The sequence below is a fragment of the Pseudomonas sp. NBRC 111132 genome (assembly GCF_001320565.1).
GTDB classification, from domain to species: Bacteria; Pseudomonadota; Gammaproteobacteria; order Pseudomonadales; family Pseudomonadaceae; genus Aquipseudomonas; species Aquipseudomonas putida_P.
In genome coordinates this window covers 70,176-88,335 of sequence record NZ_BCBI01000003.1, presented here as the reverse complement: position 1 = coordinate 88,335, position 18,160 = coordinate 70,176, and the positions used below count along the sequence as shown (strand labels likewise).

General features: G+C 62.6%; 17 protein-coding genes and 1 tRNA gene. 9 read left to right on the top strand and 9 right to left on the bottom strand.

Annotated elements, in window-relative coordinates; all coding sequences use genetic code 11:
* Window positions 1-99 precede the first annotated feature (99 nt).
* Window positions 100-579 (top strand): DUF1289 domain-containing protein, encoded by a 480-nt coding sequence (locus APH35_RS02465; protein WP_171577252.1) that lies wholly within the window; start codon window positions 100-102, stop codon window positions 577-579.
* A gap of 68 nt (window positions 580-647) precedes the next feature.
* Here APH35_RS02465 and queD read toward each other — a convergent pair whose 3' ends face one another.
* The 3 genes from queD to APH35_RS02450 all read right to left on the bottom strand — a co-directional run bounded on the left by queD (window position 648) and on the right by APH35_RS02450 (window position 3,138).
* On the bottom strand, window positions 648-1,004 hold the full coding sequence (gene queD / locus APH35_RS02460) for a 6-carboxytetrahydropterin synthase QueD (RefSeq protein WP_012271598.1): 357 nt from the start codon (window positions 1,002-1,004) through the stop codon (window positions 648-650).
* Window positions 1,005-1,327: 323 nt separating this feature from the next.
* Window positions 1,328-1,978, bottom strand: coding sequence for a hypothetical protein (locus tag APH35_RS02455; protein ID WP_012271599.1), 651 nt, complete (start codon window positions 1,976-1,978; stop codon window positions 1,328-1,330).
* Window positions 1,979-2,058: 80 nt separating this feature from the next.
* Window positions 2,059-3,138, bottom strand: coding sequence for a patatin-like phospholipase family protein (locus APH35_RS02450; RefSeq protein WP_012271600.1), 1,080 nt, complete (start codon window positions 3,136-3,138; stop codon window positions 2,059-2,061).
* 164 nt (window positions 3,139-3,302) lie between these two features.
* Here APH35_RS02450 and APH35_RS02445 point away from each other — a divergent pair, with 164 nt between their 5' ends.
* From APH35_RS02445 to APH35_RS02425, 5 genes are all read left to right on the top strand, one after another.
* Window positions 3,303-3,611: a PepSY domain-containing protein gene (locus tag APH35_RS02445; protein ID WP_012271601.1), complete on the top strand. Its 309-nt coding sequence runs from the start codon at window positions 3,303-3,305 to the stop codon at window positions 3,609-3,611.
* Window positions 3,611-3,925: a PepSY domain-containing protein gene (locus tag APH35_RS02440; protein ID WP_012271602.1), complete on the top strand. Its 315-nt coding sequence runs from the start codon at window positions 3,611-3,613 to the stop codon at window positions 3,923-3,925. Before APH35_RS02445 ends, APH35_RS02440 begins: the two co-directional genes overlap by 1 nt.
* Window positions 3,926-4,594 (top strand): response regulator transcription factor, encoded by a 669-nt coding sequence (locus APH35_RS02435; protein ID WP_060514148.1) that lies wholly within the window; start codon window positions 3,926-3,928, stop codon window positions 4,592-4,594.
* Window positions 4,591-5,910: an ATP-binding protein gene (locus APH35_RS02430; RefSeq protein ID WP_060492839.1), complete on the top strand. Its 1,320-nt coding sequence runs from the start codon at window positions 4,591-4,593 to the stop codon at window positions 5,908-5,910. Before APH35_RS02435 ends, APH35_RS02430 begins: the two co-directional genes overlap by 4 nt.
* Window positions 5,911-6,163: 253 nt before the next feature.
* Window positions 6,164-7,318, top strand: a complete 1,155-nt coding sequence (locus tag APH35_RS02425) for an HPP family protein (RefSeq protein ID WP_012271605.1) — start codon at window positions 6,164-6,166, stop codon at window positions 7,316-7,318.
* On the opposite strand, the gene APH35_RS02420 is transcribed toward APH35_RS02425, so the two are convergent.
* The gene (locus tag APH35_RS02420) at window positions 7,292-8,158 is read right to left on the bottom strand and encodes a LysR family transcriptional regulator (protein ID WP_012271606.1); all 867 of its coding nucleotides are present in this window, start codon (window positions 8,156-8,158) and stop codon (window positions 7,292-7,294) included. The genes APH35_RS02425 and APH35_RS02420 overlap by 27 nt on opposite strands.
* Before the next feature lie 179 nt (window positions 8,159-8,337).
* On the opposite strand from APH35_RS02420, the gene APH35_RS02415 reads away from it, so the two are divergent.
* The gene (locus APH35_RS02415; RefSeq protein ID WP_012271607.1) at window positions 8,338-10,227 is read left to right on the top strand and encodes a propionyl-CoA synthetase; all 1,890 of its coding nucleotides are present in this window, start codon (window positions 8,338-8,340) and stop codon (window positions 10,225-10,227) included.
* A gap of 65 nt (window positions 10,228-10,292) precedes the next feature.
* Here the strand turns inward: APH35_RS02415 and zapE are convergent, their stop codons facing one another.
* Together zapE and APH35_RS02405 are read right to left on the bottom strand one after the other, a co-directional pair.
* Window positions 10,293-11,363 carry a cell division protein ZapE gene (zapE, locus tag APH35_RS02410; protein ID WP_060514147.1) on the bottom strand — a complete coding sequence of 357 codons (1,071 nt, stop codon included), beginning with the start codon at window positions 11,361-11,363 and terminating at the stop codon, window positions 10,293-10,295.
* A gap of 127 nt (window positions 11,364-11,490) precedes the next feature.
* Window positions 11,491-11,733, bottom strand: coding sequence for a hypothetical protein (locus tag APH35_RS02405; protein ID WP_012271609.1), 243 nt, complete (start codon window positions 11,731-11,733; stop codon window positions 11,491-11,493).
* A gap of 259 nt (window positions 11,734-11,992) precedes the next feature.
* Between APH35_RS02405 and APH35_RS02400 the strand changes: the two genes are divergently transcribed.
* A tRNA-Gln gene (locus tag APH35_RS02400) sits at window positions 11,993-12,067 on the top strand.
* A gap of 150 nt (window positions 12,068-12,217) precedes the next feature.
* Here the strand turns inward: APH35_RS02400 and APH35_RS02395 are convergent.
* From APH35_RS02395 to APH35_RS02385, 3 genes are read right to left on the bottom strand one after another with little or no spacing between them, the layout of a single operon-like run.
* Complete coding sequence (locus tag APH35_RS02395; protein ID WP_060514146.1) at window positions 12,218-14,605, bottom strand: hybrid sensor histidine kinase/response regulator; 2,388 nt, start codon at window positions 14,603-14,605, stop codon at window positions 12,218-12,220.
* Between the two features lie 13 nt (window positions 14,606-14,618).
* A complete protein-coding gene (locus APH35_RS02390) occupies window positions 14,619-15,080 on the bottom strand; it encodes a response regulator (protein WP_012271611.1) in 462 nt (153 codons plus the stop codon).
* 15 nt (window positions 15,081-15,095) lie between these two features.
* Entirely contained in the window at window positions 15,096-17,342 is a 2,247-nt protein-coding gene (locus tag APH35_RS02385; RefSeq protein WP_060514145.1) for an ATP-binding protein, read from the bottom strand.
* 267 nt (window positions 17,343-17,609) lie between these two features.
* Here APH35_RS02385 and APH35_RS02380 point away from each other — a divergent pair, with 267 nt between their 5' ends.
* Window positions 17,610-18,137 carry a Csu type fimbrial protein gene (locus APH35_RS02380; protein WP_012271613.1) on the top strand — a complete coding sequence of 176 codons (528 nt, stop codon included), beginning with the start codon at window positions 17,610-17,612 and terminating at the stop codon, window positions 18,135-18,137.
* Window positions 18,138-18,160 lie beyond the last annotated feature (23 nt).

Below are 18,160 nucleotides of genomic sequence, written 5' to 3'. Positions count from 1 at the left end.
AGCCCGAAGGTAAGGCGGTGAACATGACTTTAACGAGTGACCCTGGTTAGACAAAGGGCTAACATGGGCCTGTGTTCCACCGCCAAGCTGTTGTTTTTCATGTCCAACAAGTCCATCAAAACCCCTTGCGTCGGCCTGTGCTCCACGGTGTACGGAGACACGGTGTGCCGTGGCTGCAAGCGTTTTCACCACGAAGTGATCAACTGGAACGGTTACGACGACACGCAGAAGCGCGCCGTGTGGTTGCGCCTTGAGCAACTGCTGGTGCAGGTGATGATGGCCAAGCTTGAGGTGTTCGACAAAAGCCTGCTGCGCCAGCAACTGGAGCAGCGCTCGATCCGCTTTGTCGAGCAGCAGTCGGAATATTGCTGGGCTTACCAGCTTATCGCCCGCGGGGCGCGGATGATCCGTGACCTGGAGGCCTACGGTATGGTGCTGTTGCCGGAATTTCGCGACTGGGAACTGCCGCAGTTGCGCGATGCCATCGATCGCGAGTTTTTCCTGCTTTCAGAGGCGCATTATCAGCGCTACATCGCCCCCAGCTTCCTGCGAGATGCCTTGGCGACGGGGCAAGGTTGACGCTGAGTGGGTGAAGCTACCGGCCCCTTCGCGGGGTTACCCGCGAAGGGGCCGACGTAGAGCCTGAATCAGTCGCCGGTATACTCGCAACCGCTGGTGCAGGTTTCGTGGATGCGTACCTTCGACAGCTCTGGCATCAACGGCTTGACCTGGTCCCAGATCCACTTGGCGATTACTTCGCTGGTAGGGTTTTCCAGGCCAGGGATGTCGTTCAGGTAGTTGTGGTCCAGCTGCTCGTAGATCGGCTTGAAGATCGCCTTGACCTCGGCGAAGTCGCGGATCCAGCCAGTGTGCGGGTCGAGCGGGCCGGTCAGGTGCAGGCCGACCTTGAACGAGTGACCATGCAGGCGGCCGCATTTGTGCCCTTCAGGGACGTGGGGCAGGCGGTGGGCCGATTCGAATGTGAATTCCTTGAAGATTTCCACTGGTGGACCTGTATAGCTGGTGGGGTAAGGGCTTGAGCGGAAATTGGTATTTCAATGTACTGCTCAATGTACTGATTGGTCGTCGCTGGGGTGAAAGAGGTCATTCACTGAGTGATGGCCGGCTGGCGCCAGGCAACCAAATTGGGCGCTATCTTAACCTGTTTTTTAGGGGGGGCTTCACGGAATCTGCGATAGAAGGTATTCCGGCCGGTCGCATTTTCGCGGTTGCGGGGTAGGATCCTGGGTAGTAAGTGGAAGAGCTTGTGCCATTGTAAATACAATGAAAAAGCCCGCTTGCTGGCGGGCTTTTGAAGATGCTGTAATCAGCTCTGCGCTGGTTTTTCCGGGGCGGCCGGTTTCAGCAGATTCTTCAAGTGCTCTGCGGTGCCCTGAGAGAGTCCATGACCCTCCCCAAACGTCGATTTCACGGCGTTATCCGCAGCCAGCATACGCTCAATTTTACCTTTGCTTTCTTCCGCATTGCTGATGAGTTTCCCAAGTACATCAATCAGCGCATCGCTGGTGCGCTTGTACCTTTTGTATGCCCATTCTCTGGCAACGGACGAATCCGCCTCATTCAGTTCCTTTTTGGCTTCGTCATTCGCTTCTCGGGCGCTGCCCTCCTTCATCAGGAGTCTGGTTTCCGTTTGATCCGCACGTAAAATAGCCTTGCATTGATCAATAAATGCGATGGCTGCATCCTTTTCGGCAAGCCTGTGTTTCCAGGTTCGGCCCTCGAGGTTGGCAATTTCCTTGTCCAGATTGTCAATCACGGTATCGCTTCGCTTGAAGTACTCCGCGAAAGTGATTCCATCCTCTGACTGCGCTTTCATCTGTCGTTCAGCTTGGGTGACGGATACCTGCACAGCTGCTGCCGCTACATCATGTTCTTTGCCACTTTCGTAATGGTTCCATCCGAACCAACCCGCCACCGCAATCGCTATCGCAGCGCCGATGCCCAATACCGCTTTCATCCCTCAGATCCCCTGATGCTGGCAAAACGACATATTAACGCCGCGGAGGGGTCGGAACGGTAGTCGCGCAGGCATGGCCGCTACAAGGCTTGCAGGCGTTCACACAGCTGCCCGGTGGCAATCAGCTCCAGCAATTCGTCACCTAGCCGCTGGCTTTCGGCAATGGCCTTGTACCAATAGCGTTTGCGGCCAGGCGCATCACCCATGAAGCGTTTGAAGTCGTTGCGATCGGGCAGCTTGCCGTAGGGCAGGGCGGCCAGGTACTGCGGGGAAGGGGTCATCAGCAGCACATTCTGCAGGCGAGTGGCATCACCCTTGCGCCAGGGCAAGGCCTTGTCGAACCAGCCGGGTACCACCTTGTCGGTGAAGTGCGGGTACAGCACCAGGTCGTCGCCGCGATAGGGCAGGTCGAGGTGGTAGTCGAGCAGGCCGCCGTCGCGGTAAGTGCCGGCGCCAGCGCCGGGGATGTCTTTCACGCCCTGCATGACCATGGGGATCGAGCCCGAGGCGAGCAGGGCGTGGCGCAGGTTGGCCAGGCCCAGTGGCAAGTAGCGCGAGGGGAAATCGGTAAGCGCTTCGAGCGGTGGGGCGGCGCGCTCATCGTGCAGGATGACGCGCTCGAAGTGGCGGGCCAGGCGCGAACGGCCGAGCAGGTTGCTGGCGACCACCGAGCCCAGGCCCAAGCCCAGGCGCCCGCGATGGTCGTGGGCAAGCTGGCCATGGCTCTTCACCACCAGAATGTTCAGGTGATAGTGCGGGTTGGCCAGCAGCTGGCCGTCACGGTCCTGCAACAGGTCATCGAGCATTTTTTGGCAACTGCGGCTGATTTCGGCCGGGGTCACGCCCTTGGCGAAATCCTGCTCGGTGTACAGCTCGCCCAGGCGGCGGATACCTGCGACCGGGTCGTCGAGGCAGGCGCTGGCGAAGCGCCAGGCACCAATCGAGGCACCGATCAGCGCCCGCGGGCGCGGTGCCGAGGGCAGCCACTCACCGAACAGCGCCAGGTCCAGGCCTTGAATGCCCAGCGGCTTCGGCCCACCCGCCGCGCCCGGCAAGACCCCGACATCGGCGGCCTGCAGGCCACGCTCGCGGATATGTCGCAGGGCCCGTTGGCCAGCCTTGAAGGTGAGGGCGGGGTATTTGATGTGGATGGCGCTCATGCGGGGGATCTCTTGGGCAGTACGCGGTTCACTATAAAGGGTTTGAGGATGGCCCGGTCTTGACTTGCGCTATCATGCCGCCAGCTGTTTTCAGGTTGAATTAAGGACCAGTGGTTAATCTTAACCCCGTAGACAACTTGCACAGTTCTCAGGAGAGAAGAACGATGAAAACCTTGACTGCCCTGTTCACCGCCGCTGCCCTCGCTCTGGGCGCCAATGCCGCTTTCGCCAAGGATGTTCAACCCGACGAAGTGGTCAAACTGGTCAACGCCAAGACCATCAAGTCGCTGGACGAACTCAAGGCTGCCGCCGTGGCCAAGCACCCAGGCTCCACCGTCACCGATTCGGAACTTGAAGACGAATACGGCCGCTACATCTACAAGGTCGAGCTGCGCGACACGCAGAACGTCGAATGGGACGTGGCGCTGGACGCCAAGACCGGTGAAGTGCTGAAGGACGAGCGGGACAACTGATGATCCACTTACCGCGGCCGGCGCGTTACCTCGCGCTGGCGCTGCTGGCCGTGTGTTCGCTGGCCGCTGCCCGCGACCTCGATCAGGACGAAGCCCTGAAGCTGCGGCAGAAGGGCATTATCCTGCCACTCGAGCACTTGCTGGAAACCGCCTTGGGGCGTTACCCCGGGGCGCGTTTGCTGGAGGCCGAGCTGGAAGAGGACGACGATCGCTACGAATATGAAGTCGAGTTGCTGACGACTGAAGGTGTGGTGCGCGAGATCAAGCTCGATGCCAGCACCGGCGCCCTGCTCAAAGACGAGGAAGACGACTGAATGCGCCTGTTGCTTGTCGAGGACAATGTGCCGCTGGCGGATGAACTGACCGCCGGCCTGCAGCGCCAGGGTTATGCCGTGGATTGGTTGGCTGATGGCCGTGATGCGGTGTACCAGGGGCAAAGCGAACCGTACGACCTGATCATCCTGGACCTTGGCCTGCCTGGCTTGCCGGGCCTGGACGTGCTGGCCCAATGGCGCGCCGCCGGCCTGGCCACGCCGGTACTGATCCTGACCGCGCGCGGCTCCTGGGCCGAGCGTATCGAAGGGCTGAAGGCCGGGGCCGACGACTACCTGAGCAAGCCCTTTCACCCCGAAGAGCTGCAACTGCGCATCCAGGCCTTGTTGCGCCGCGCCCGTGGGCTGGCCAACCAACCGAAGCTGGAAGCGGCCGGCCTGCACCTGGACGAAAGCCGCCAGTGCGTGAGCCGTGATGGTGTGGACATCCAACTGACCGCCGCCGAGTTCCGCCTGCTGCGGTATTTCATGCTGCACCCGCAGCAGATACTGTCCAAAAGCCATTTGGCCGAGCACCTTTACGACGGTGAAACCGAGCGCGACTCGAACGTGCTGGAAGTGCACGTCAACCATTTGCGCCGCAAGCTGGGCCGCAGTGTCATCGAAACCCGCCGCGGCCAAGGCTACATCTATGCCGGGAGCGGCGAGTGAAGTCGATACAGGCGCGCCTGAGTCTGGGCCTGGTGGCCGTGCTGGTGGTGGTCGGCGTGGTGCTGGCACAATTGACCTTGTGGCTGTTCGAAGCCGGCCTGCAACGGTACCTGGAAAACGGCCTGCGCAAGGAAAGCGAGAACCTGTTGGTGGCATTGGTGCGTGGGCCTTCCGGCCTGCAGCTGGACGAGCGGCGTATTTCGGCTGCTTATCAACGGCCGTTTTCCGGTTACTACTTCCGCATCGATTTCGACCAAGGTACCTGGCGGTCCCGTTCGCTGTGGGACCTGGACATGCCCAAGCCCGCCGCGCCTGGGCTTTCCGATAGCCATGAACTCGGCCCGGAAGGCCAGCAACTGCTGGCCCTGCGTGCCGACTACCGGCGCCTGGGCCAGGATATTTCGATCAGCGTGGCGCAAGATTATTCGCCGGTGCGCGAAGGTTTCCGGCGCTTGCAGCAGATCGGCCTGGGCATGGGGTTGGTGGCACTGATTGTGGTTTTGGTGCTGCAGCGCATCACCGTTACCCGCTCGTTGCGGCCGCTGGAGCGGGCGCGACAGCAGATTGCCCAGTTGCAGCAGGGCAAGCGCTCGCAACTGGATGCCGAGGTGCCCAGCGAGTTGGCGCCGCTGGTGGGGCAGATCAACCACTTGCTCAGCCATACCGAAGACAGCCTGCGCCGTTCGCGCAATGCCCTCGGCAACCTCGGCCATGCACTGAAGACGCCACTGGCGGTGCTGCTGAGCCTGGCCTCCAGCGAACGCCTGAAAGATCTGCCCGAAGTCCGCGCGCAGATGCGCGAGCAGTTGGAGCAGATTCAGCAACGCCTGGCGCGCGAGCTGAACCGTGCACGGCTGGCAGGGGATGCCTTGCCGGGCGCGCAGTTCGATTGTGATGCCGAGCTGCCGGGGTTGCTGGAGACCTTGGGCATGATCCATGGCGAGGGCTTGCAATTGGCAAGTGATGTGCCGCCTGGGCTGTTGTTGCCCTGGGACCGCGAGGACTTCCTGGAGCTGCTGGGCAACCTGCTGGACAACGCCTGCAAGTGGGCTGACAGCGAGGTGCGCCTGGGAATAGCGCCGAACGGCGAGGGCTACCGGCTGTGGGTCGATGACGATGGCCCCGGTATCCCTGAAGGCCGGCGGCAGCAGGTGCTGGAGCGTGGTTCGCGGTTGGACGAACAGGTGGACGGGCATGGGCTGGGGTTGGGCATCGTGCGCGATATCGTCGAGGCATGGGGCGGGCGACTGGCCTTGCTGGAGAGCCCGCTGGGCGGATTGCGGGTGAGCATCGACCTGCCGCGCAAGGCCCGATGATGCAGGCGCCGAAACCCTCTGTGGCAGCGAGCCCCCATGGCAATGTCAGTACTGCAAAAAAAATGCAGTACAGGCGCAGTTTTTTGAATTAGCCCAATCGCACCCCACCCGGCAAAATCCCCCTCACGAAACCCTGCGGTTTCCATCTCTCCATGGACGGAGCCCCTTGTGGTATTGCACGCGCAATACAAGGCCCAGGCCAGCTCGGCTGGGCTTTCTTTTTAATCAGAAAAACCAAAGACCCCGAATACCAATGTCTGCCTCGCGTTCCGAAAGCCGTCTGCAGCGCCTGTTGCCGGCGCCCCTGAATATCCCTCCCAAAGAATGGTTGCGTGCCGGTATCGGTGCGTTGCTCGGCTTGTTCCTCGCTGGCTGGCTGACCAGCATGGCCTATGGCCCTGGCATTGCCCTGCACCTGCTGGGCCCGCTGGCGGCCTCGGCGGTCCTGGTTTTCGCCGTACATTCCGGCCCATTGGCCCAACCTTGGCCGGTGCTGGGCAGCTACGCCTTGGCTGGCGCAGTTGGCCTTGCCATGCGCGAAGGTTTCGGTGCCGAGCTGTGGGTGGCGGCTGCGGCTCTGGGCATTTCGATCCTGATCATGTGCCTGTTACGCTGCCTGCACCCCCCAGGTGGCGGGGTGGCAGTGAGCGCGGTGCTGGCCGACTCCGGGTTGACCGCCATGGGCGATCACCTGTTGGAACCGGTGCTGCTCAATGCGTTGATCCTGGTGGCCGTGGCAATCGTCTACAACCGCCTGACCGGCGTGCGCTATCCGAAAGGCGCGGTGCCGCGCAAAGACCTGCACCACACCCATGACCCGCTGCCCGGCGAGCGCGTCGGCATTCGCAGTGAAGATCTGGACCAGGCGCTGGAGGAGCTTGGTGAGTTCGTCGACGTTACCCGTGACGAACTGGAGCGCATCATCCTCGCCACCGAGCAGCACGCCCTGCAGCGTAGCCTGGGCGGTATCACCGCGGCCTCGGTGATGTCCCGCGATGTACAGTTCGCCACGCCTGATACCACGCTGGAACAGGCCTGGAAAATGCTCGCCAGCCATCACCTGAAAACCCTGCCGGTACTGCAGCACGGCAAGCTGGTGGGCATCGTCAGCCTCAGCGACCTGGTCGGCCCGGCCATGCAGCGTGGCCGTTTCAGCTGGCGCGGTTTGTTTGGCCGCAAAGCGGTACGCATGGAGCAAGTGATGAGTCGGCGGGTAGTCAGTGTCAGCAGCCAGCACCCGCTGGAGCGGCTGCTGCCGTTGTTGTGCGAACAGGGCCTGCACTGCCTGCCGGTGCTCGATGCCGAGAAGCTGGTAGGGGTGATCACCCAGACCGACTTGATCGCCGGCCTCAAACGTCAGCTGCTTAGCAAGGCCGAGGCATCAGATAACCGGGTCCCAGCGTTGTGACCAATCGCTTGCGCCGGCAGCCACCAGCCGGCGCAGGATGGCGAAGGCCTGTTGCAGGGCTTCGCTGTCGCGTTTGCGCGGGTACACCAGGAAGGTTGGGTAAGTGAACTCAGGCGCCTGCGGTACCCGCTCGAACACCCCGCTGTCCAGGTAGGCCTGCACCACGCGTGTGCGGAAGTAGCCGCTGCCCCCCTGGTCAAGAATGAACTGCAGGGCCAATGGGCCGAGGTTGAAGCTCAGTGCCGGGCGTGCGCAGTCGGGCAGGGCCGCATCGTGCTGGCGGCGGAAGGCCTCGCCCCAGTCAATGTAGATATACGGTTCGGGCTGGGCGACCCGGCGCACACGGATCAGCTTTTCTTCCATCAATTGCTCCACCTGCAGGCCGGGGCCGTAGGTCGGCTGATAGACCAGCGCGGCGTCCAGCAGGCCCATCTCGACCTTGCGCAGCAGTGACTCACCGTCGCTGACCTCGCTGCGGATGGCATGGCTGGGCAGTTCACGGTGCAGGGCGCTGACCCAGTCGAGCAGCATCGGGTTGCCCAAACTCACCTCACCGCCCACATGCAGCACCTGCTGGCAGCCTTCAGGCAGCGGCAGGTCGCGGCGCGCTGCTTCCCAGGTTTGTACCAGCTGGTTGGCATAACTGACGAACGCTTCGCCATCGCTGGTCAAACTGGCGCCGTTGCGGCTGCGTACGAACAGCTGGCAACCCAGTTGCTGCTCCAGGCGCTGTACCCGCGCGGTGATCGCGGTCTGTGACACGAACAGGCGCTCGGCGGCGGCGACCAGGCTGCCGCAACGCACGATTTCCAGGAAGGTTCGGGCCTGATCGATATCCATGGGCTGCTCGGTGGCTGAGGGGTGGCCTATTCTAGAGGCTTTGCACCGTTATGGGGCGTTTTTGCGTTGTCTGCAAATTTGCAGGTCGGTTGTGACTTTAGTCCCATGGCGGCGTGGGTGTAGCGGTCCATACTCAGGTTTCGCCCTTCAATAACAACAAGTACCGGGTTTCTTTCGATATGAGCTACCAGCACAGCTACGCCCATTCCATTTCCGACCCTGCCGCTTTCTGGGCGGAACAGGCCGCACACCTGGCCTGGCACCGCAAGCCTGCCCTGACTTTGCAAGACCACGCCGACGGTACCCATAGTTGGTTCGCAGACGGCCGCCTTAACAGCTGCTACCTGGCCCTCGATTACCAGATCGAGCAAGGCCGTGGCGAGCAATTGGCGCTGATCTACGATTCGCCGGTGACGGGCGTGCAGCAGGCGTATACCTACAACCAGTTGCGCGATGAAGTGGCGCGCCTGGCTGGCTTGCTGCGCCAGCTGGGGGTGAGCAAGGGCGATGGCGTGATCATCTACATGCCCATGGTGCCGCAGGCAGCCATGGCCATGCTGGCCTGTGCGCGGATTGGTGCGGTGCATTCGGTGGTGTTCGGTGGCTTTGCCGCCAACGAACTGGCTTTGCGCATCGATGATGCCCGGCCCACGCTGCTGCTGACGGCCTCCTGCGGGCTGGAGTTCGATCGCGTGATTGCGTACAAGCCGCTGGTCGACCGCGCCCTGCAACTGGCCCGGCACCAACCGCGCAATGTGCTGGTGCTGCAACGGCCACAGGTGCAGGCCGACCTGCAGCCAGGCCGCGACCTGGACTGGCAGGCGGCCTTGACCGGCGCCGAGCCGGTGGCCCCAGTCGAGTTGGATGCCGGCGACCCGCTGTACATCATGTATACCTCGGGTACCACCGGCAAACCCAAAGGCATCGTGCGGGAGAACGGTGGCAATGCCGTGGCGCTGTGCTATGCCATGCGCCATATCTATGGCATGCAGGCCGGCGATGTGTGGTGGGGCATATCTGATGTGGGCTGGGTGGTCGGCCATTCGCTGATCGTTTACGGGCCGTTGATGAGCGGCTGTACCACTGTGTTCTACGAAGGCAAGCCGATCCGCACCCCGGATGCCTCGGCCTACTGGCGGGTGGTGGAGCAATACAAGGTCAATGCGTTGTTCTGTGCGCCCACCGCCATGCGTGCCATCCGCAAGGAAGACCCGGAAGGCGAGCTGATCCGCAAACATGACCTCAGCTCGCTGCGCCAATTGTTCCTGGCGGGTGAGAAGCTCGATTCCAGCACCCACGAATGGCTGGAACGGGTCAGTGGCAAGCCTGTGCACGACCACTGGTGGCAGACCGAGACCGGCTGGCCGGTCACTGCGCCGTGTGTCGGGCTGGAGGGGAGCGCCGCGAAGCCGGGATCGAGCAACCGGGCGGTACCCGGCTACAACGTTCGCGTGCTGGACGACGAAGGCCGCTTGCTCGGGCCCAACCATCAGGGTTCGATCGTGATCGCCCTGCCATTGCCACCTGGTTGTAGCCAGACACTGTGGGGCGACCACGAGCGCTACCTGCAGGCGTACCTGCGCACCTACCCGGGGTATTACCACACCGGTGACGGCGGCTACCTGGACGATGACGGTTTCGTCTACATCATGGGGCGCACCGATGACGTGATCAATGTGTCGGGGCACCGGTTGTCTACCGGCGAAATGGAGGACCTGGTGGCCTGCCACCCGGCGGTGGCCGAGTGTGCGGTGGTTGGCGTGCACGATGAAATCAAGGGGCAAGTGCCGTTGGCACTTGTTGTGCTCAAGGACGGCGAGGGCATTGCCGAGGCGCAACTGCTGGTGGACCTGGTGGGCAGTGTGCGCGAGGCGATTGGCCCGCTGGCCTGTTTCAACCGGGTTCGGTTGGTGAAGCGGCTCCCCAAGACCCGCTCGGGGAAAATTTTGCGTGCGGTGCTGCGCAAGATCGCCGACGGGCAGGACTATGCGCCGCCTTCGACCCTGGATGACCCGGCGGTGCTGGGGGAGATCGAGGCGGTGCTGGCGGATTTACCCAGAGCCGGTTGATGCTTTGACATTACAGGCCTCTTCGCAGGTTTACCGGCGAAGAGGCCTGTCGAGGCGATGCAGTTTCAAGGGGCTATCTGGTGCAATTGCCCCAAGCGGCTGCGGGTACGCATCAGGTCGGCAAGCGGCCCGCCCAGGCTTTCTTCCAGTGGCCGTTTACCTATCACCACCACCTGCCGATCCTGGTCATACAACACATCCACCAGGTTGACGAAACGCTGCTGAGCCGCCAGCGAGCACTCCGCCAGGTCACCCAGCCCGTCGATGATCCATTCATCGTATTGCGCCGCCAGCACCAGGTAGTCAATGACCGCCGTGGCCTTCTCGCACAAGTCATCGAAGCCAAGCACCACCCGCCGGCCATCGATGGCCAGCGCACGCAGCGGGCGCTTGTTCACTTCCAGCATCACCGGCTGTTCGTTCGGCACGTTCAGCGCCTGGCGCTGCGCTGCATTCCCCGGCCAGACATAATGGCCCTGGGTAAAACGTTGATGCTCACGGTTGGCCGGCAAGCTGCGAAAGTCGGTGTCGCCGTCCACTTCGAGCACTTGCATCGAGCTGTTGATCAGGCGGATTACCGGGAGGAAGCGCTCGTGGTACAGCGGGTTGGGCAACAACCCTTCGGGCGCGTAGTTGGACGTCACCAGCAGGAACACGCCGCGTGCGAACAGGGCGTTGAACAGGCGTGTCAGCAGCATGGCATCGCCGATGTCATGCACGTGGAATTCGTCGAAGCACAGCACTTGGCAGCCACCCACCAGCTCGTCGAGGGTTGCGCCCAGCGCATCGTCCAGCGCCCGGTGGTGGTGCATGCCTCGGTGGAGGCGAGCAAAGAAGTCATGAAAATGCAGGCGGCGCTTGGCCTCGACCGGTACCGCCTGGAAGAAACCGTCCAGCAGCCAGCTCTTGCCGCGTCCCACCGACCCGTAGAGGTACAGGCTGCGTGGCTGCCCTTGTTCGAGCAGTGCCAGTTGTTCGGCCATGCAGTGGATCACCCGTCGCTGGCCGTCACTAAGCTGATAACCCCGGCTTCGGGCTTTGTCCTCGAACCAATCGAGCAGTTCGCTCTCGTTGGCGGCAGTGCCGCGCAGGCGCTGGCCAAGCTGGCGCAATGGGGCAGGGATCCAGGCAGACAAAAGCAACGCTCCTTGGGCGATGGCGGGTCAGCGTGCAGCTTGCCCGAGGGCGGCCATTTTGACTAATACAGAAAGTGACCGGCAATGATCACTTCATGCGATACGTCTGGCCGCGCACCTGCATTGCCTAGGCTTTGCGCTCCAGCTGGCGCTCGATCATGTACTTCACCGCCAGGCGGCGCTCCTTGAGGTGGCGCAGGTCTTCGTCAACGAAGTTGCCGGCCGAGATCGACTCGGCAGCCAGCACCTGGTTGTCGATGTCCATGTACTCGTCCAGCAGGCGGTCCAGCGCCTTGTCCTGCTGGCGGCGTTGCTGGACGATTTCGCGCGGGTAGTGCAGGTCCTGGTAGAGGTCGTGGGAGACAGGCATGAGGTCCTCCTTGGTCGATGCAGTGGGCTCATCTGATTGGAAGGAAGGAATGCGATTCTGTTGAAGCGAAGCGGGAGGAAAGCGACGGATGGTCGATGGGCCAACGCCGAAATGACTAACCCGCTGTTTTTTAGCAATTTTTTTTCATCAGGGGGTTCACAGACCGAAAGTTTGTTGTTAAAGTGCCGCGCATTCCAAGACAACAACCCAGTTGTCACTCAGTTGGAATTGTCAGAGCAGCAAACACTGCATCCGATACAGGGGCGTCGCCAAGCGGTAAGGCAGCAGGTTTTGATCCTGCCATGCGTTGGTTCGAATCCAGCCGCCCCTGCCATTTTCCAGTTTCAAACGTCTATAACCCGGTGCTTCGAAAGATGAGCGCTGGGTTTTGTCGTTTCCGTATTTAATTTCGTAATGCGATGCCTGTAGAAGCGGCCTTGTGTCGCGATGGGCCGCTCCTGCACGGGTTTTGCGTCGTCTCAAGTTACCCGGCAATGCCCAGCATTTCGTTCAGTACCCTGGCCAGTTCATCGGCCTGCACCGGCTTCTGAATCACCAGGCTGCCCGGCAGCTCCAGCCCCTGCAGCTCGGCATACCCAGTAAGGAACACCACGGGCAGGCGCGGGTACCGCTCACGCGCCGCCAGCGCCAGTTGCGCACCGTTGAACTCGGGCATGGCGAAATCCGTCAGCAGCAGGTCGATCTCGTCATCCAGCAATGCCAATGCTTGCTCGCCGCTGTGCGCCTGGCGCACCTGATAGCCGTACTGGCGCAATACATCGCCAAGCATGTCGCGCACCAGGTGGTCATCGTCCACCAGCAGCACCGTGCGGTTACGGCCGCTCTCGCTGCTCGACTGGCTGAGCACCGCTGCGGCAGGTTCGTCCACCACTTCCTCCTTTACTGCGGGCAGGTACACCGCCACCTCGGTGCCGCGCCCCGGTGTGGTATCGATGCGCACGCCACCCCCGGACTGCTTGGCGAAGCCGAACACCTGGGCCAGGCCCAGGCCCGAACCTTTGCCGATGTCCTTGGTGGTGAAGAACGGCTCGAACACCTTGGCCAACACGTCGTCGCTCATGCCGCAGCCGGTATCGCGGATGCTCAGCATCACGTACTCGCCGGGGTCCGGGTCTTCTGGGCGATGCGGGCGCCCGTTGATACGGGTGTTGCGGGTGGTAAGGGTCAGCTGTCCGCCCTCGGGCATGGCATCGCGGGCATTGATCGCCAGGTTGAGGATGATCATCTCGGTCTGGGTCGGGTCGGTCATTGCCTGCCACAGGGCCTGGTCCAGGTCCAGGCGCACCGAGACGTTGCCACCCAGGGTACGGCGCAGCAGCTCTTCCAGGCCGGCCAAGGTGCGGTTGAGGTTAAGCGCTACCGGCTCCAGACGCTGGCGACGGGAGAAAGCCAGCAACTGCGAGGTCAGCTTGGCGCCACGCTCGCCCGCTTCGCGGATATGCGTGAGGCGTGTGCGGGCCTTGTCCAGGTCGGCCTTGGCCAGGTCACGCTCAAGAAAGCTTGCACCGGTGAGGATCACCGTGAGCAAGTTGTTGAAGTCATGGGCCACGCCTGCGGTCAGTTGGCCAACCGCCTCCAGCCTCTGCATCTGTTGCAAGGCAGCCTCGATGCGCTCGCGTTCGTTGATCTGCTCGCGCAGGCGGGCGTTGGCTTCAGCCAGGCCCAGGGCGGCTTCACGTTCGCTGGTGATGTCGCGTGCCACCACGTACAGCAGGGTGTCTTCCGGCACCACCACCCACGACAGCCAGCGCTGCTGGCCGCCGGCATGCAGGATGCGGCCGACAAAGCGGGCGCTGGTGCGGCCATGGGCGAGGGCGGCCAGTTCGGTGAGTAGCAGTTCCTGATCGGGCTCGGGCAGCAGGTGCAGCAGGGACGACTGGCTCAGGCGCTCGCGGGAGAAACCCAGGCTGGCCTCCCACGCGGGGTTCAGCGCGACCGGGGTCAGGTCCTTGTTCAGTACGGCCAGCAAGTCTTGCGACAGCTCCCAGGCGCGATCGCGTTCGCGCGTGCGTCGCTCGACCCGTTCACCGAGCATCTCGTTCAGCTGGCGCAGTGCCTGGGTGGCCAGGCGTTGCGTGTGGATGTCCTGCAGCACACCGGAAAAACGCACGCATTGGCCGTCGACGAACTGGCTCTGGCCACTGCTGAGCAACCAGCGCGGCTCCTGGCCATCGACTGGCGCGATACGAAACTCTACCCGGTACTGGCCACCGCTTTCGGGGCGCATGGCATATTCCACCGCGTCACGCACCATTGCCAGGTCATCGGGGTATATGCCACCGAGGAACACCTCAAGGCTCATTTCGGTGCTGGTAGGCAGGCCGAACAACGTCTTGCAGCGGTCATCCCAAACCAGCAGGCCTTCCTGCGGGCGCAGGTCCCAAGTGCCCATGCCGGCAGCGTCGATGGCGATCCGAGCACGCGCCTCAACGTCCGCCAATGCTTCTTCGGCGCGGCGCCGGCGCTGGCGCTCCTGTACTTCGGTCAGCGCCCTGCGCACGGCCTTGGGCAGCAGTGGCAGGTTTTTTTTCAGCACATAGTCGGTGGCGCCCAGGCGGATCATTTCCACCGCGTGTTCTTCGCCGTAAATACCGGACAGGAAGATGAACGGGATGTCCGGTGCCAGGCGCTGGGCGATGGCCAGCACCTCGGTGCCGGACGAGCCTGGCAGCACACAGTCGCACAGGATCAGGTCGTAGTGGGCTTCGCGCAGGGCATGTTCGACGCCCGCATGGTCGAACACCAGCTGTGATTGCACTTGCAACCCGCTGCGTTCCAGGCGCAACAGGGTAAGCTCGGCATCCATCGAGCTGTCTTCGACCATCAGTAGTTTCAACGGCGTTTGTTGCATCGTTGCGGCGGCCTCAGTTACTACCGCGACGGTTTAGCCGCAGTGAGCCGGGTGGTGGTTCGTTGAGCACGGCCCAGAATACCCCGAGGTCCGAGATGGCGGCGACGAATTCCTTGAATTCCACTGGCTTGACCACATAGGCGTTCACCCCCAGCTCATAGGCGCGCAGCAGGTCGGGTTCTTCGCGCGAGGAGGTCAACATCACGGTGGGTATGCTGCGCAGTTCGGCGGTGGCGCGCACAGCCTTGAGCACTTCCAGGCCATCGACCTTGGGCAGTTTCAGGTCCAGTAACAGCACGGCAGGGTTGCCGTCATCGCGCTCGGCATAGGCGTTGCGGCGTAGCAGGTAGTCGAGCGCGTCGGCACCGTCGCGCAGCACGATGACCTCGTTGGCCAATTGGCTGCGCTCCAGGGCCAGCAGGGTCAGTTCCAGGTCCCGGGGGTTGTCTTCGACCAGCAGGATGGGCTTGAGCATGATGGTAGCGATGCCTCAGGTAGCAGTGTTTCGGGGTAGGGTGAAGTGGAAGCTGGCGCCTTGCTCGATCTGGCCAGTGGCCCAGACCCTGCCATCATGGCGCTCGATGATACGGCGCACGCTCGCCAGGCCAATCCCTGTGCCTTCGAAGTCTTCCATGCGGTGCAGGCGCTGGAATACGCCGAACAGCTTGTTGGCATAGGCCATGTCGAAGCCCACGCCATTGTCGCGGATGCAGACCTCGGTTTCGCCAGGGTGCTGTACGGCACTGATCCCGATGCGGGCTGGGTTACGCCCGCGCGTGTACTTGATGGCATTGGCGATAAGGTTGTGCAATGCCATGTTGATGAACGCCGGGTCGCCGATCACCTTGGGCAGCGGGGCGATGTCCCAAACGATTGCGCGGCCTTCGTAATCTGGGGTCAATTCGCTGCGAATGGCCTCGACCAGTGCGTTGAGGTCGACGTCGGACAAGCGCAAGGCCGAGCGGCCCATCTGCGAGAAGTTGAGCAGGTTGTCGACCAGGCTGCCGGCAAAGTGCGCCGCTTCGCCGATGTGCTGCAAAAAGCGTTTGCCGCGCTCGCTCAGGCCTTGGCCTTCGATTTCGCCAAGCAGCTCGGTATAGCCGGCGATGTGCCGTAGGGGCGCGCGCAAGTCATGGGAAACACTGTAGGAGAACGCCTCGAGCTCTTTGTTCGAGCGGCGCAACTCGCCCGCCAGTTGCGCCAGCTCTTCGGCCTTGCGCAGGACGATGCCCAGCACCGCGGTGCGCAGTTCCATCACGCCCTCGATCACCAGCGGGTCCCAGGGCTCGCAATAGCCGCGCAGTTCTTCCTGCCAGCGTTCAAAACTGTGTCGTGGGTGGAGGTTGCCCTGTGGCCCCACCTGCTTGGTCGGCTGGCCGGCCCAGTTTACCGTACGCACTTGCTCGGGGCGGAACCACAGCAGGTAGTGCGAGTGGATTTGCGAGATGGCCACCGCCAGCACACCACCGGCATGGGTTGCCAGTTCGGGCAGGTCTGTGATGTCGCGGCGCAGGTTGTCACTTTGGAACACGCTGTCTTCGCCACGCTGGCCAAGCCAGTGCACCAGCGCGGTCACCTGGGCTTCGGGTGGGGTCTGGCCGATCAGATCACAGCGTTCGGCCGAGATTACCGCCGCACCTTGGGCACCGGCAAAGGCCAACAAAACCTGAGGCAGTTCGCGCAGGCCGTCGCTGACGCTGTCGTGGTCAGCCATGGACGAGATCATGCGCACGATGTGTTGACGCAGTGCCAGCAACTTGCGCGTGCTGGCATGGGCCTCGCGGGACTCGATCTGCAACGACAGCACGCTGGCCAGCAACTCGCAGGCTGTGCGGGTACGCAAGTCCACCGGGCGTGGCTGATGGTGGTGGCACGACACCAGCCCCCACAGCTCGCCATCGACCACGATCGACAGCGACATCGAGGCCAGCGTGCCCATGTTGCGCATGTACTGCAGGTGTATCGGCGACACGCTGCGCAGTGCAGCGAAGCTCATGTCCAGTGCCTTGCCGGTGCGAGGGTTGGCGGCCGGTAACAGGGGGGAGGACTGATAGTTGGCATCCTCGATCACGCGGATGCGGTTGATCCGGTACAGCTCGCGCGCCTGGCGCGGGATGTCCGCGGCCGGGAAACACAGGCCCAGATAGCTGGGGTAGCCAGGGTCGGCCACCTCCGCCAGCACCTGACCGTTGCCATCGGCATCGAACCGGTACGCCTTGACCCGCCCAAAGCCGGTGATGCGTTTGAGCTGCACCACCGTTTGTTGCAGCAGATCCTCAAGGCTTGTGGCCAGTTGCAGGCTACCGACGAAGTTGCGCACCAATGGGTAGTAGTCGCCTTGCCCGGCCAGCTCCGGTGGCAGGCGCGGGGGTTCGAACTCGGCAATCAGTACTTCGTCGTGACAGTGGGCCAGCAAGTGCAGCGGCTCACTGTGGGGCGCGCCTTGGCGCAAGCGCACGTCGCCGATGTGAAAGGGGAAAATTTCATCTTCGGGCAGCCGTGCGAGGTGCGCGTGCAGGTCGAAACCGTCGCTGACCAGATTGGCGAAGGGGCAACCGATCAGCTCCTGGGCCGGCAAGCCCAGCCAGTGCTCGACGTTTTCACTGGCCTGCAGCACGCGCAGGTCGGTGGCGTCCAGTACCAGCAGAAAGCCATGAGGCTGGATGCTGCTCGGCAGGTGGATCGGTTCTTGGGCACAGCGCTCCATGGCGTCTGCCAGCGTGTTGTCTGCAGTCATCGATGAAAGCGCTCCTGTCATGTCCGTCCATGTATGGCATAGGTGCCTGGGGCAGGATGAGACTGGTTCACCCTAACAGAAACCCGGCACATTTACCGGCTCTCGCCATTGGAGGCACGCCGGTGCCCTGGGGTTCTGTGCCGTTCAGGCTTTTTTTGATGGGGCGCTATCGCTTTATCGCTAATACAAAAAAATGGCTTGATGCCACCACGGTTGCGCTGCCTCGCTGCTACGCTCAAACCAAGACGTTTCGACAAGGATAACAAGGTGACGGAGCGCTATCTGGCCGCGCTGTTGGGCCTGTTGTTCAGCGGCAGTACCGTGGCAGCGGATTTTCTCGTGGAAGTGCGGGTACTGGTGCAGCGTGGCTGCATGCTGGTCAACCAGACACGCGACGCGGGAGCCCAAGCCCTGGGGAGGATCGACCTGGGTGTGTCGGCACGCCTCGATGGCCCTGGCGCGCCCTTGAGCGGGGTACTGCTGAGCCAGCGCCCACCGCGACTTGAGTGCAACCCTGGCACCCCCTACCAGGTACGCGTCGATGGCGGCCAGCATGGTGGCGTCGGCGAATTGCGCTACCTGGCCAGCAGCGACCGCGCGGCCCGGCCCATTCCTTATCGCTTGTACCGCGATGCTGCCTGGCGCGAGCCTCTGGCGGTGGGGGTGGCCCAGTCGGCGCGGGTGCCGGACAGTGGCTCGGTTGAGCTGCCTCTGTACGCACGTATCGACAAACTGGCCTGGGTACCGAATGCAGGGCTGTATGCCGACCTGCTCAAAGTCACAGTCACCTGGTAGGGACGCCACCATGCACAAGGACG